The sequence below is a fragment of the uncultured Ramlibacter sp. genome (assembly GCF_936925435.1).
Taxonomy (GTDB): domain Bacteria; phylum Pseudomonadota; class Gammaproteobacteria; order Burkholderiales; family Burkholderiaceae_C; genus Ramlibacter.
Map to the genome: position 1 here is coordinate 237,738 of NZ_CAKZHQ010000002.1, position 13,450 is coordinate 251,187.

The following is a 13,450-nucleotide window of genomic DNA, read 5'->3' on the forward strand; positions in this document are numbered from 1 at the left end:
GGCTACAGGCAGATTTCCCTCTCAAAACGGCTTTCAGCCGTACAACCAGGGCAGGTCCAGCAGGCGCGCGCCCAGCAGGCGCAGCGACAGATCACGGCCCCGGCGCAGCGCTCCGTCCAGATGGAAGATGCGGCCGTTGCGCTGCGAGCGCTGCTGCACGCGGGCGCAGCGCTGCCAGCGGCCCAGGGCATAGCGCTGCAGCGCCGTCTCCACGTCGATCACCCTATCCCTGGCGCTGGCCAGGCTGCGCCCCAGTTCCCGGGCATCCTCGATCGCCATGCCCGCGCCCTGCGCCAGGTAGGGCAGCATGGGATGCGCAGCGTCGCCCAGCAGCGCGATGCGGCCACGCGCCATCTGCTGCGCGCCCTGCAGCGGCGCCCGGTCGTGCAGCAGCCACAGGCGCCAGGCCGGCACCGCGTGCACCAGGTCACGCAGCGCGCTGCAGGCACCCTCCATCACGGCGTGGATGTCGGCCGCGGCCGCCGCGTGGTCCCAGTCCTGCGGGTCGCCACCATGGCGTCCCTCGGCAAAGGCCGCGATGTTCAGCCACTCGCCGCCGCGCACCGGATAGCTCACCAGGTGCATGCGCGGGCCCAGCCAGGCCGTCACGTCGCTGCTGCGCAATGCGGCCGGCAGCTCGGCCTGGCGCAGCAAGGCGCGGTACGCCAGGTGGCCGGTGGGCTGCGGCGGGCCGTCATGCAGCAATTGGGCGCGCACCGCGCTCCACAGGCCGTCGGCGCCCAGCAGCGCGTCGGCCTCGATCTCATGCCCACAGCTGGTGGCGGCACAGACCGCCTGGGCCTCGTCGCTCGCGCTGGTGATGCGGGCATCCAGCCGCAGCAGCGCTCCGGCGTCCTGCGCGCCTTGCAGCAGCACCGCATGCAGGTCGGCGCGGTGCGCCGTGGCGTAGGGCGCGCCGTAGCGCCGCTCGAAGTCCACGCCCAGGGGCAGCTGGGCCAGCACGCCGCCGTCCACGGCGTCGCGGGCCAGCAAGCGTTGCGGAAAGGCCGCGTGCGCGGCCAGCGGCGCCAGCAACTGCCACTCACGCAGGATGCGCGTCGCGTTCGGCCCCAGCTGCAGGCCCGCCCCCACTTCGGAAAACGCCGGCGCCTGTTCCAACAGGCGGGCCTGCCAGCCGGCGCGCTGGGCGGCGATGGCGGCGGCCAGCCCGCCCATGCCGCCACCGGCGATGAGCAGCTGCTGCGTCACTCTGCCAACAGCTGCCTGAGAACAAAGGGAAGAATGCCGCCGTGCCGGTAGTAGTCGACCTCGATGGGCGTGTCGATGCGCAGCGTCACCACAACCTCCTGGCGGCTGCCGTCGGCGCGCGTGATGGCGATGACGGCATCGCTTTGCGGCTTGAGCGAGGGATCGGGGATGACATCGATCAGCTCCGAGCCGTCCAGGCGCAGCGACTGCCAGGTGTCGCTGCCCTTGAACTGCAGCGGCAGCACGCCCATGCCCACCAGGTTGGAGCGGTGGATGCGCTCGAAGCTCTTGGCCACCACGGCCTTGATGCCCAGCAGCTGCGTGCCCTTGGCGGCCCAGTCGCGCGACGAGCCCGTGCCGTACTCCTCGCCGGCGAAGACCACGGTGGCCCGGCCTTCATCGATGTACTTCATGGCCGCGTCGTAGATGGCCATCTTCTGCGGCCCGCCCTTGGCGCCGCGAAACAGCGTGACGCCGCCCTCCTCGCGCGAGCCGTCGGCCTGGGCCGGGATCATCAGGTTCTTGATGCGCACGTTGGCAAAGGTGCCGCGCATCATCACGTCGTGGTTGCCGCGGCGCGAGCCGTAGCTGTTGAAGTCGGGCTTGAGCACGCCGTTGGCCAGCAGCCACTGGCCGGCCGGTGAGCTCTCCTTGATGGAGCCGGCCGGCGAGATGTGGTCGGTGGTGATGGAGTCGCCAAACAGCGCCATGACGCGCGCGTTGCGCACCGTCACCGCCTCCTTCTTGCCGGGGCCGCCCACACCCTGCTCCTGCGCGGCCAGCGGCGCCAGCGTGAAGTCCTTGAAAAACGGCGGCTCGGCGATGTAGGTGCTCTTGGGCCAGACATAGGTCTCGCCGGTCACGCCCTTGATCTTTTCCCACAGCGCGCCCGGCTCGGTCTTGACCTTGGCGTAGTTCGCGCGGAAGGCCTTGCCGTTCATCGCGAACTTCAGCAGCTTGTGGATCTCCTCGCTGGACGGCCAGATGTCGCCCAGGTACACATCCTTGCCGCCCGTGCCCTTGCCCACCGGCTCGGTCATCAGGTCCTTGAGCACCGTGCCGGCGATGGCATAGGCCACGACCAGGGGCGGGCTGGCCAGGAAGTTGGCCTTGAGGTTGGGATGGATGCGCGCCTCGAAGTTGCGGTTGCCCGAGAGCACGGCCGCGCACACCAGATCGCTCTTGGTGATGGCCTCGTTGATCTCGGGCGCCAGGTCGCCGGCGTTGCCGATGCAGGTGGTGCAGCCGTAGCCGGCCAGCGAGAAGCCCAGCTTCTCCAGGTAGGGCAGCAAGCCGGTGGCGGTGAGGTACTCGGTGACGATGCGCGAGCCCGGCGCCAGCGAGGTCTTGATGTGCGGCTGCACCTTGAGCCCGGCCTCCACCGCCTTCTTGGCCAGCAGGCCGGCGGCCAGCAGCACGCTGGGGTTGGAGGTGTTGGTGCAACTGGTGATGGCGGCGATCAGCACGTCGCCGTTGCCGATGGTCAGGTTCCTGGCCTTGGCCGGCACAGCCACGGGCGCGTCGCCATGCGCCGAGGCCAGGGTCGGCTTGTTGGCCTCCATCTCGTACTCGAAGCGCGGCGCCGCCGGCGCGGTCGGCGGGCTGGCCGGCACCTTGGGATCGGGCTCCTCGCCGCCGGCATGCAGCAGGTGGCGCGTGAGCAGCAGCTGCGCCGGCTGGTTGAAGCCGTTCTCGGTGGGCGGCTTGCTGAACAGGGAGGCGAACTGCTTGCTGACCTTGCCCAGCTCGATGCGGTCCTGCGGCCGCTTGGGGCCGGCCAGGCTGGGCGTGACCGAGCCCAGGTCCAGGCGCACGACCTGCGAGTAGTCGATCTCGCCGGCGCCGGGCACGCCAAACAGGCCCTGGGCGCGGAAGTAGGCCTCGAAGGCCTCGATCTCATCCTTGGTGCGGCCCGTGCCCTTGAAGTAATCGATGGTCTTTTCGTCCACCGGGAAAAAGCCCATGGTGGCGCCGTACTCGGGCGCCATGTTGCCGATGGTGGCCCGGTCCGGCAGGGCCAGGGTGCGCGTGCCCTCGCCGAAAAACTCGACGAACTTGCCCACCACCTTGTGCTGGCGCAGCAGCTCGGTGACGGTGAGCACCAGGTCGGTGGCGGTGCAGCCCTCGCGCAGGCGTCCGGTCAGCTCCAGGCCGACGACATCGGGCGTGAGCATGTAGACCGGCTGGCCCAGCATCGCCGCTTCCGCCTCGATGCCGCCCACGCCCCAGCCGACCACGCCGATGCCGTTGATCATGGTCGTGTGGCTGTCCGTGCCCACCAGGGTGTCGGGGTAGTACACGCCGTCGCCGCCCTTGTGGACGCCGCGCGCCAGGTACTCCAGGTTGACCTGGTGGACGATGCCAAATCCCGGCGGCACGACGCCGAAGGTCTGGAAGGCCTGCATGCCCCACTTCATGAACTGGTAGCGCTCGTTGTTGCGCTGGAACTCCAGTTTCATGTTCAGGTCCAGCGCGTTCTTGCTGCCATAGTGGTCGACCATGATGGAGTGGTCGACCACCAGGTCCACCGGCACCAGGGGCTCGATCGCACTGGGCTTCTTGCCCAGGCGGGCAGCCACGCTGCGCATGGCGGCCAGGTCGGCCAGCAGGGGCACGCCGGTGAAGTCCTGCAGCACGACACGGGCGACCACGAAAGGGATCTCCTCGGTGCGGTCGGCGTTGGGGAACCAGTTGGCGACCTGGCCCACGGCTTCGGCACTGACCTTCTTGCCGTCGCAGTTGCGCAGCACCGACTCCAGCACGATGCGCATGGACACCGGCAGGCGTCCGATCTTGGGGAAGTCCCTGGCCAGGGCCGGCAGCGAGTAGAACTTTCCACTCTTACCCGAGGCGGTCTTGAAGGTTTTGAGGGTGGCGGCGAAAGCGTGGGGCATCTGGCCTTCCTTTTGTTGTGGGATCGGGCTGCTTGCCATTGTGCCGCCATCGGCGCGGCCACGGGGCGACGGGGGGCACTGTGGTACAAACGATCGGAGCCACCATGACCCTCTCACAGTTCATCATCGACAACATGGACGCCATCGTGGCTGAATGGCTCACGTTCGCCATGACGATGGAGCCGGCGGCCTCGACCATGAGCATGCCAGCGCTGCGTGACCACGCCAAGCCTATCCTGCTGGCGATCGCCAAGGACCTGGCGAGCGAACAGACACCAGCGGCCCAGAAAATCAAGTCCAAGGGCCTGGGCCCGGCTTTGTCCACACGCGAAACCGCCGCGGCCACGCATGGGGCGCTGCGCCACGTCAGCGGCTTCGACCTGAACCAGCTTGGGGCCGAGTACCGCGCCCTGCGCGCCAGTGTGATCCGCCTGTGGACGCAGCAGTTCGTGGCGGCCGACCCGTCGGTGATCGAGGACATGATCCGCTTCAACGAGGCGGTCGACCAGGCCGTTGCCGAATCCACCGCCCGCTACGCGGCGGAGCTGGCCCTGTCGCGAGACACCTTCATGGCCATCCTGGCGCACGACCTGCGCAGCCCCTTGAGCGCGATCTCCATGCTCAGCAAGCTGCTGGAGCACTCCGGGGCCACGGAAGTTGGGCGGCAGCAGGCGGCGCAAATCTACCGCAGCACGCGCGAGATGGCGGCAATGATCCGCGACCTGCTGGAGTACACGCGCACCAACCTGGGCAAGGGCATTCCTGTCAAACCCGCGCCCTGCAACATCTCCAGGGTCTGCGGTGCGGCCCTGGAGGAAGTGCGCTCCGGCCATCCGCAGACCGAGTTCGTCCTGCAGGCCCCGCATGACCTGGTGGGCTGCGTGGATGCCGACCGGCTGCGGCAGGCGCTGTCCAACCTGCTCAACAACGCGGTGCAGCATGGCGAGGCGGGCTCTCCCATCACCTTGAGCGCTGCCGGCGAGGCCGGGCAGCTCACGCTGCAAGTGGAGAACCTCGGACCTGAAATCCCCGTCGGATCGCGCCAGGTGATCTTCGATCCCCTGGTCCAGCTGTCGGCGAGCTCGGCCACGCCTTCTCGCGCGCCTGCCACCAATCTCGGCCTGGGGCTGTTCATCGCGCGCGAAGTGGCCCTGGGCCATGGCGGCAGCATCGACGTGGAATCGGCGCAAGGCCGGACGGTCTTCACCATCCGGCTCCCGGCGGGCGGCACAGCCTGAGTTTCAGCTACCGCGGTGCGGCAGGTAGCGCACCGCCAGCACGCCCTCGATGGCGGCCAGCGCATCCAGCACGCCTGTGCCCACCGGGCTGTCCACGTCCACCAGGGTGTAGGCCATGTCGCCGCGCGACTTGTTGGCCATGTTGTGGATGTTCAGGCCGGCATGGGCCATGGTGGTGGAGATCTGACCCAGCATGTTGGGCACATTGGCATTGGCAATGGCCACCCGCCAGTGCGACTCGCGCGCCATGGCCATGCCAGGGAAGTTCACCGCATTGGCGATGTTGCCGTGTTCCAGGTAGTCGCGCAGTTGCTCGGCCACCATCACGGCGCAGTTCTCCTCGGCCTCGCGGGTCGAGGCGCCCAGGTGCGGCAACGCGATCACGCGCGGATGGCGCAAGATCGCGGCGTTGGGGAAGTCGCAGACGTACCAGGCCAGCTGGCGGGCATCGAGCGCGGCCAGCACGGCGGCGTCATCGGCCACGCCCTGGCGCGAGAAGTTCAGCAGCACCGCGCCGGGCCGCATCGCACCCACATTGGCCGCGCCCACCAGGCCGCGCGTCGCATCGACCAGGGGCACGTGCAGGCTGACGAAGTCCGCGCCCTTGAGCACCTGCTCCACGCTGGCGGCGCGCCGCACCTGGGACGGCAGGCTCCAGGCGGCGTCCACCGTGATCTCCGGGTCGTAGCCCAGCACCTCCATGCCCAGCTTGATGGCGGCGTCGGCCACCAGGCAACCGACCCGGCCCAGGCCGATCACCCCCAGGGTCTGGCCGGCCAGTTCGACACCGGCGAAATCCTTTTTGCCGGCTTCGATCTGCTGCTCCAGGTCGGGCGCGGCCGGGTCCAGCTGGGCGACAAAGCGCTGGGCCGGCGCCAATTGGCGCGCCGCCATCAGCATGCCGGCCAGCACCATCTCCTTGACGGCGTTGGCGTTGGCGCCAGGGGCGGTGAAGACAGGCACGCCGCGCGCGCTCATGGCCTGCACCGGGATGTTGTTGGTGCCGGCGCCGGCACGGGCAATCGCGCGCACGCTGGCGGGGATGTCCATGCCGTGCATGTCGGCCGAGCGCACCAGGACGGCGTCGGGCTCGGCGACGTCCTTGCCTGTCACATAGCTGCCTGCGGGCAGGCGCTGCAAGCCCTTGGCCGCGATCTGGTTGAGCACCAGGATGCGCAGCGGCGGGCCGGCAGCTTCAGCCATGCTGCCTCTCGAAGTCCGCCATGTAGGCCACCAGGGCCTGCACGCCTTCCAGCGGCATGGCGTTGTAGATCGAGGCGCGCATGCCGCCGACGATGCGGTGGCCCTTGAGCTGCACCAGACCGGCCACCTGCGCGCCCTTGAGGAAGGCCTCGTCCAGCGCCGCATCCTTGAGGAAGAAGGGCACGTTCATCAGCGACCGGTCGGCGCGCGCCACCGGGTTGCGGTAGAAACCGCTCTGGTCGAGAAAGTCGTAGAGCACGGCGGCCTTGGCGCGGTTGTGCGCCTCCATGGCGCCCAGGCCGCCCAGCGCCTTGACGTGCTGCAGCACCAGGCCGGCGATGTAGATCGCATAGGTCGGTGGCGTGTTGTACATGGAGTCGTTCTTGGCCTGCAACTGGTAGTGGAAGGCCGAGGGCGTGATGGGCAGGGCCTGGTCCAACAGGTCGTCGCGCACGATGACCACGGTGACACCCGAGGGCCCCATGTTCTTTTGCGCGCCGGCGTAGATCAGGCCGTATTTGCTGACGTCGATGGGGCGCGCCAGGATGTTGGACGACATGTCGGCCACCAGGGGCACGGCGCCGGTGTCGGGCGTCCAGTGGTATTCCACGCCGCCGATGGTCTCGTTCGAGCAGATGTGCACGTAAGAGGCGTTGGGGTCCAGCTTCCACTCGCTTTGCGGCGGGATGGCGGTGAACTTGCTGGCCGCGCCCGAGGCCGCGACATTGACCTTGCCGTAGCGCGCCGCTTCGGTCAGCGAGCGCGTGGACCAGTCGCCGGTGTTGATGTAGTCGGCGCTGCCGGTGCGGCCGATCAGGTTCATGGGCACGATGGCGTTCTCGCCGATCGCGCCGCCCTGCATGAACAGCACCTTGTAGTTGGCCGGAATGGCCATCAGCTCGCGCAGCAGGCTTTCGGTCTGGGCGAAGATGCCCATGAACTCCTTGCCGCGGTGGCTCATCTCCATGACCGACATGCCGCTGCCGTTCCAGTCCAGCATCTCGTCGGCAGCCCGCCGCAGAACGGCTTCGGGCAAGGTGGCGGGACCGGGGCTGAAGTTGAAGACGCGGGTCATGGGGAACGGGGCTTTCTTGGCTGCGGAGGGAGGGGACGGACAGCATACAAGGAAAGACCCGATCCCGCCCTTCAGGCCCAGCCAACCACGGGCGAGCGGCGCAGGCCGGTCCACTGCAGTTCGGCCAGCACCGCCACGCAGGCCGCCTGGGCCAGCACCCAGGCCACGCCCAGGCTGCTGGGGCTGAGCCAGCCGCTGGCCAGCAGGGCCACGCAAGCCAGAGCCCAGCCGGCGTTGCCGATGGCAAACAGCCAGACCAGGGGGCGCGGGATGGGGTTGCAGGTGGCGACGATGGCGACGGCGGCAGCGTAGGCCAGCAGGAAGACACCCGTGCCCAGCAGAAGGGCGGCGGGCAGGCGCAGCAGCTCGGCCATCTGCGCGGTGAACAGCAGTTGCAGGGCCCCGCTGCCCAGGCAGGAGGCGGCGTCGGCCAGCAGCACGTTGCGTAGGAAGCGGGGAGAGGCAAAGACGGACATGGCAAGCTCCTTGGGGGTTGAAAAGGTGAGGCCATGTTTGCGCCGGCGCTGCGCAGCGTCCATGACCTGGGAGGTCATGGATGGCGCGCGCCACAGGTTTTAGGATGCGGCATGAGCACCACAACCGCCCCCGCCCGCCGCTCCGCTCCGCCCCCCTTTGGCGACCACCTGAGGCACTGGCGCCAGCACCGCCGCCTGTCTCAGCTGGACCTGGCGCAGGAGGCCGAGATTTCCACCCGGCATCTGAGCTTCGTGGAAACCGGCCGCTCCATGCCCAGCCGCGAGATGGTGCTGCGCCTGGCCGAGCGCCTGGACGTGCCGCTGCGCGAACGCAACGCACTGCTGGTGGCCGCCGGCTTCGCGCCCATGTACCGCGAGCGGCCGCTGGACGACCCGGCGCTGGCAGCGGCGCGCCAGGCCGTGGACCTGATCCTGAAAAGCCACGAGCCCTACCCTGCCCTGGCAGTGGACCGGCACTGGAACCTGCTCGCGGCCAACAGGATGCTGCCGCACCTGCTGGCGGGGGTGGATGCCTCGCTGCTGCAGGGCCAGCCCAACGTGCTGCGCATCAGCCTGCACCCGCTGGGGCTGGCCGCGAAGATCGTCAACCTGGTGCAGTGGCGCGAGCACCTGTTCGAGCGCCTGCGCCAGCAGATCCAGGCCACCGGCGACGCTGGCCTGGCCACGCTGCTGGAGGAGTTGCGCGCCTACCCCGTGCCCGAGGGCGCGGACGCCGCGCGGCTCGATGGCGAGCACCTGGGCGTGGCCATGCCCTTCCAGTTCCGCACGGCCCAGGGTGTGCTGAACTTCATCAGCACCACCACCGTGTTCGGCACGCCGGTGGACGTGACCCTGCAGGAGCTGGCGCTGGAAACTTTCTTCCCGGCCGACGCCTTCACCGGCGAGGCCTTGCGCCAGCTGGCCGCGGCGACCTGATCAGGAGACTTCAGGCAGCGGCAGGACCGGTGCCGGATCGGCGTCGATCTGCGCCTCGAAGGCGCGCAGGCGCTTGTAGATCGAGATCAGCTCGACGACGGTGCCCCAGCTGACCACCAGGAACTGGAAGGAATCCGTCACCTTGTCGAAGGAACGCGTGATCTGCTGGAACATGCCCAGCGTGACGGCGCCGGCGATCACTGTCGGGCCAAGCGCAACCAGGGGCACCAGCACGCTCAGCTGCAGGTAGGACCACTTGACCACGTCGAAGTACAGGTAGTGGAAGAACAGGCGGAAGTAGTTGCGGCGCACGTGGCTGAACAGGTCTCGCACCAGGGGCGGCGGCGCTCGGGCCGGGTCGTCCTCGCCGTAGACCAGCTCCTTGCGGTAGGCCGCCTCGACGCGCTGGTTCTGGAACTCCAGCCCCGGCAGCTTGACCCCGACGCCAGCGAGCAGCAGGGTGCCGAACAGCGCCCACAGGATCGAGACCCAGACCAGGGAATGCGGGATGGCGCCGATGATGGGCAGTTCGGTGATCTTGTCCGACAGCCCCCACAGGATGGGCAGGAAAGCGGCCAGGATCATCAGGCTGCGCAGCAATTCCACGCCCAGGCTCTCGACGATGCGGGCGAAACGCATGGTGTCCTCCTGCACCCGCTGGGCCGCGCCTTCGATGGTGCGCAGCTTGGGCCAGTGGGCCATGTAGTAGTCGTTCATGGCCTGGCGCCAGCGGAACACATAGTGCTTGATCAGGAAGTCCAGCAGCACGATGGTGATGATGGAAATCATGGCGATGCTGGTGAAGGTCATGACCTGGTCCCAGAACTGCGCCGGCGTGATGCTGTTGGGTTTGGCCAGCGCCTGCTGCAGCAGGTCGTAGAAGCTGCCGAACCATTCGTTGATCTTGACGTCCAGCTGCACCCTGAACCAGGTGCCCACCAGGATCACGAGGGTGCCCAGCACCGACCAGGGCAGCCAGCGGCGGGACAGGAAAAAAGCACGGAACATGGAGCGAATCCTTGGAAACGGGGTTGTCGCCATGGTAGCGGCAAAGCAGCGCCCAGATTCTGTTTGCTCCTGTTTTGATAGCTGATGCGGTCCGATTCCCGGGGGCTACAGGCCGATTCCTCGGAAAATCAGCTGTGGGAGACGGCCCACAAGCGCTGAGGGGGTGGGCCGACGCCCGCGCAGCATGGCCCGGGCCACCATGGCTGTTGCAGTCACCAACGGAGCACAAGCATGAGCAAGAACAACTCACCCCACGCCACCCTGTGGAACCTGATCAAAGACATCAAATTCGGCATGCTCACCCACCGCCACGCCAACGGCATGCTGCACGCCCATCCTCTGACCACGCAGAACAAGGCGCTGGACGATGGCAACACCTTGTACTTCTTCATCTCGAAGAAAAGCGAGTTGGCCCGCGCCCTGCTCGCCGACGGCTCGGTCAACGTTTCGTATGCCGAGCCCAAGACCGACAGCTACGTCTCCCTCTCCGGCCAGGCCGGCATCGTCGAAGACCAGGCCAAGAAGGACGAACTGTTCAACACCTTTGTGAAGGCCTGGTTCCCCGGCGGCGCCACCGACCCCGATCTGGGCCTGCTGGAGGTGCACATCGGCCACGCCGAGTACTGGGACGCCAAGGACAGCCAGATGCTGCAGCTGTTCAAGATGGCCAGGGCCGCTGTCACTGGCACGCCGCCCCAGCTGGAAGCCGACCACAAGGAACTGCAGCTGTAAAAGAAAAAGCGGCCCGGGGGCCGCTTTTTCATGGCGCAGGCACGCTCAGGCGGCGACGCTGTCGGCAGCCTTCTGGTACTCGGCGATCTTGTCGAAGTTCAGGTACTGGTAGACCGTGTCGCTGGCGGCCGTGAGCACGCCCATGTCGGCCATGTACTCCTCCTTGGTGGGGATGCGGCCCAGCTTGGAGCAGATGGATGCGAGTTCCGCGCTGCCCAGGTAGACATTGCTGTTCTTGCCCAGGCGGTTGGGGAAGTTGCGGGTCGAGGTGGAGAACACGGTGGCGCCCTCCTTGACCTGGGCCTGGTTGCCCATGCACAGCGAGCAGCCCGGCATTTCCATGCGGGCACCGGCCGTGCCCAGCACGCCGTAGTGGCCTTCCTCGGTCAGCTGGGCGGCGTCCATCTTGGTCGGCGGCGCGACCCAGAGCTTGACCGGGATGTCGCGCTTGCCTTCGAGCAGCTTGGAGGCCGCGCGGAAGTGGCCGATGTTGGTCATGCACGAGCCGATGAAGACTTCGTCGATCTTGGCGCCAGCCACCTCGGCCAGGGTCTTGACGTCGTCCGGGTCGTTCGGGCAGGCCACGATGGGCTCGTGCACGTCGGCCAGGTCGATCTCGATGACGGCGGCGTAGTCGGCGTCGTCATCACCCTTGAGCAGCTGCGGGTCCTTGAGCCAGGCTTCCTGGGCGGCGATGCGGCGCGCCAGGGTGCGGCCGTCGGCGTAGCCGTTGGCGATCATCCAGCGCATCAGCGTGATGTTGCTGTTGACGTACTCGATGATGGGCTCCTTGTTCAGGTGCACCGTGCAACCGGCGGCCGAGCGCTCGGCCGAGGCATCGGACAGCTCGAAGGCCTGTTCCACCTTCAGGTCCGGCAGGCCCTCGATCTCGAGGATGCGGCCGGAGAAGATGTTCTTCTTGCCCTTCTTTTCCACCGTCAGCAGGCCGGCCTTGATGGCGTACAGCGGGATGGCGTTGACCAGGTCACGCAGGGTGACGCCGGGTTGCATCTTGCCCTTGAAGCGCACCAGCACCGACTCGGGCATGTCCAGCGGCATGACGCCGGTGGCGGCCGCAAAGGCCACCAGGCCGGAGCCGGCCGGGAAGGAAATGCCGATGGGGAAACGGGTGTGGCTGTCGCCGCCCGTGCCCACGGTGTCGGGCAGCAGCAGGCGGTTGAGCCAGCTGTGGATCACGCCGTCGCCCGGGCGCAGCGAGACGCCACCGCGGGTGCTGATGAAGTCGGGCAGCTCGTGGTGCATCTTCACGTCCACCGGCTTGGGGTAGGCGGCCGTGTGGCAGAAGGACTGCATCACCAGGTCGGCGCTGAAACCCAGGCAGGCCAGGTCCTTGAGCTCGTCGCGCGTCATCGGGCCGGTCGTGTCCTGCGAACCCACCGAGGTCATCTTCGGTTCGCAGTACGTCCCGGGGCGCACACCCTCGCCTTCAGGCAGGCCGCAGGCGCGTCCGACCATCTTTTGCGCCAGGCTGAAGCCCTTCTTGGTGTCGACCGGAGCGACCGGCAGACGGAACAGGGTCGAGGGCGGCAGGCCCAGGGCCTCACGCGCCTTGGCCGTCAGGCCGCGGCCGACGATCAGCGGGATGCGGCCGCCGGCTCGCACTTCGTCGAACAGCACGTCGCTCTTGACCTTGAACTCGGCGATCACTTCGCCGTTCTTGAGCGCCTTGCCCTCATAGGGACGCAGCTCGACCTCGTCGCCCATGTCCATCTTGCTGACGTCCAGCTCGATCGGCAGGGCGCCGGCATCTTCCATGGTGTTGTAGAAGATCGGGGCGATCTTGGAGCCCAGGCAGACGCCGCCGAAACGCTTGTTCGGCACGAAGGGAATGTCCTGGCCGGTGAACCACAGAACGGAGTTGGTGGCCGACTTGCGCGAGGAGCCGGTGCCCACCACGTCGCCCGCGTAGGCCACGGTGTTGCCCTTGGCGCGCAGGTCCTCGATGAACTTGACCGGACCGCGCTTGCCCTCTTCCTCGGGCGTGATGCCGGGACGCGGGTTCTTGTGCATGGCCAGGGCGTGCAGCGGGATGTCGGGGCGGCTCCAGGCGTCGGGCGCAGGCGACAGGTCGTCGGTGTTGATCTCGCCGGCCACCTTGAAGATGCTGACCTTGATGCTTTGCGGCACTTCGGGGCGGCTGGTGAACCACTCGGCGTCGGCCCAGCTTTGCAGCACGGCCTTGGCGTGGGCATTGCCCTTGTCGGCCTTTTCCTTGACGTCATGGAATTGGTCGAACATCAGCAGCGTCTTTTTCAGGCCATCGGCCGCGACCTGGCCGACCTCGGCATCGTCGAGCAGGTCGATCAGCGGGCTGATGTTGTAGCCGCCCAGCATGGTGCCCAGCAGCTCGGTGGCCTTGGCGCGGCTGATGGCCAGGCACTTCTCCGTGCCATGGGCCACAGCGGCCAGGTAGCTGGCCTTGACCTTGGCGGCGTCGTCCACGCCGGCCGGCACGCGGTGGGTGATCAGGTTGACCAGCAGCTCGGCCTCGCCGCTCGAGACGTTCTTGAGCAGCTCGATCAGCTCGCCAGTCTGCTTGGCAGACAGCGGCAGGGGAGGAATGCCAAGGGCGGCGCGCTCGGCAACGTGGTCAACATAGGCTTGCAACATGAGGTTCTCCGGTACTAGATCGCAAAAATCAGGCGCTCCTGGCGCCAA

Annotated in this window: 10 protein-coding genes; 3 read left to right on the top strand and 7 right to left on the bottom strand. The window is 67.7% G+C overall.

All coding sequences use genetic code 11. The features are described 5' to 3' along the window. Positions 1–33 precede the first annotated feature (33 nt). Both Q0632_RS01305 and Q0632_RS01310 read right to left on the bottom strand, forming a co-directional pair. Positions 34–1,209, bottom strand: coding sequence for an FAD-dependent monooxygenase (locus Q0632_RS01305; RefSeq protein WP_298923533.1), 1,176 nt, complete (start codon positions 1,207–1,209; stop codon positions 34–36). Beyond that, positions 1,206–4,142: an aconitate hydratase gene (locus Q0632_RS01310; protein ID WP_298923535.1), complete on the bottom strand. Its 2,937-nt coding sequence runs from the start codon at positions 4,140–4,142 to the stop codon at positions 1,206–1,208. The genes Q0632_RS01305 and Q0632_RS01310 overlap by 4 nt, the downstream gene beginning before the upstream one ends. A gap of 65 nt (positions 4,143–4,207) precedes the next feature. On the opposite strand from Q0632_RS01310, the gene Q0632_RS01315 reads away from it, so the two are divergent. Further along, a complete protein-coding gene (locus tag Q0632_RS01315; protein WP_298923537.1) occupies positions 4,208–5,341 on the top strand; it encodes a sensor histidine kinase in 1,134 nt (377 codons plus the stop codon). Between the two features lie 3 nt (positions 5,342–5,344). Here the strand turns inward: Q0632_RS01315 and Q0632_RS01320 are convergent, their stop codons facing one another. From Q0632_RS01320 to Q0632_RS01330, 3 genes are all read right to left on the bottom strand, one after another. After that, entirely contained in the window at positions 5,345–6,544 is a 1,200-nt protein-coding gene (locus Q0632_RS01320; protein WP_298923539.1) for a phosphoglycerate dehydrogenase, read from the bottom strand. Beyond that, positions 6,537–7,619 carry a 3-phosphoserine/phosphohydroxythreonine transaminase gene (gene serC / locus Q0632_RS01325; RefSeq protein WP_298923541.1) on the bottom strand — a complete coding sequence of 361 codons (1,083 nt, stop codon included), beginning with the start codon at positions 7,617–7,619 and terminating at the stop codon, positions 6,537–6,539. Before serC ends, Q0632_RS01320 begins: the two co-directional genes overlap by 8 nt. 71 nt (positions 7,620–7,690) lie before the next feature. Next, complete coding sequence (locus Q0632_RS01330; RefSeq protein ID WP_298923543.1) at positions 7,691–8,095, bottom strand: hypothetical protein; 405 nt, start codon at positions 8,093–8,095, stop codon at positions 7,691–7,693. A 111-nt stretch (positions 8,096–8,206) separates the two neighbouring features. Between Q0632_RS01330 and Q0632_RS01335 the strand changes: the two genes are divergently transcribed. Continuing rightward, positions 8,207–9,031, top strand: a complete 825-nt coding sequence (locus Q0632_RS01335) for a helix-turn-helix transcriptional regulator (RefSeq protein WP_298923545.1) — start codon at positions 8,207–8,209, stop codon at positions 9,029–9,031. Here Q0632_RS01335 and sbmA read toward each other — a convergent pair whose 3' ends face one another. After that, positions 9,032–10,039, bottom strand: a complete 1,008-nt coding sequence (sbmA, locus tag Q0632_RS01340) for a peptide antibiotic transporter SbmA (protein WP_298923547.1) — start codon at positions 10,037–10,039, stop codon at positions 9,032–9,034. Between the two features lie 231 nt (positions 10,040–10,270). Here sbmA and Q0632_RS01345 point away from each other — a divergent pair, with 231 nt between their 5' ends. Then, on the top strand, positions 10,271–10,771 hold the full coding sequence (locus tag Q0632_RS01345; protein ID WP_298923549.1) for a pyridoxamine 5'-phosphate oxidase family protein: 501 nt from the start codon (positions 10,271–10,273) through the stop codon (positions 10,769–10,771). A gap of 45 nt (positions 10,772–10,816) precedes the next feature. Here the strand turns inward: Q0632_RS01345 and Q0632_RS01350 are convergent, their stop codons facing one another. Further along, positions 10,817–13,402 (bottom strand): bifunctional aconitate hydratase 2/2-methylisocitrate dehydratase, encoded by a 2,586-nt coding sequence (locus Q0632_RS01350; protein WP_298923551.1) that lies wholly within the window; start codon positions 13,400–13,402, stop codon positions 10,817–10,819. Positions 13,403–13,450: the final 48 nt, after the last annotated feature.

Bases quoted from the DNA above. Each gene is read 5' to 3' on its own strand.
- Q0632_RS01310 (WP_298923535.1), bottom strand. From the start codon at position 4,142: ATGGCAAGCAGCCCGATCCCACAACAAAAGGAAGGCCAGATGCCCCAC.
- Q0632_RS01315 (WP_298923537.1), top strand. From the start codon at position 4,208: ATGACCCTCTCACAGTTCATCATCGACAACATGGACGCCATCGTGGCT.
- Q0632_RS01320 (WP_298923539.1), bottom strand. From the start codon at position 6,544: ATGGCTGAAGCTGCCGGCCCGCCGCTGCGCATCCTGGTGCTCAACCAG.
- serC (WP_298923541.1), bottom strand. From the start codon at position 7,619: ATGACCCGCGTCTTCAACTTCAGCCCCGGTCCCGCCACCTTGCCCGAA.
- Q0632_RS01330 (WP_298923543.1), bottom strand. From the start codon at position 8,095: ATGTCCGTCTTTGCCTCTCCCCGCTTCCTACGCAACGTGCTGCTGGCC.
- Q0632_RS01335 (WP_298923545.1), top strand. From the start codon at position 8,207: ATGAGCACCACAACCGCCCCCGCCCGCCGCTCCGCTCCGCCCCCCTTT.
- sbmA (WP_298923547.1), bottom strand. From the start codon at position 10,039: ATGTTCCGTGCTTTTTTCCTGTCCCGCCGCTGGCTGCCCTGGTCGGTG.
- Q0632_RS01345 (WP_298923549.1), top strand. From the start codon at position 10,271: ATGAGCAAGAACAACTCACCCCACGCCACCCTGTGGAACCTGATCAAA.
- Q0632_RS01350 (WP_298923551.1), bottom strand. From the start codon at position 13,402: ATGTTGCAAGCCTATGTTGACCACGTTGCCGAGCGCGCCGCCCTTGGC.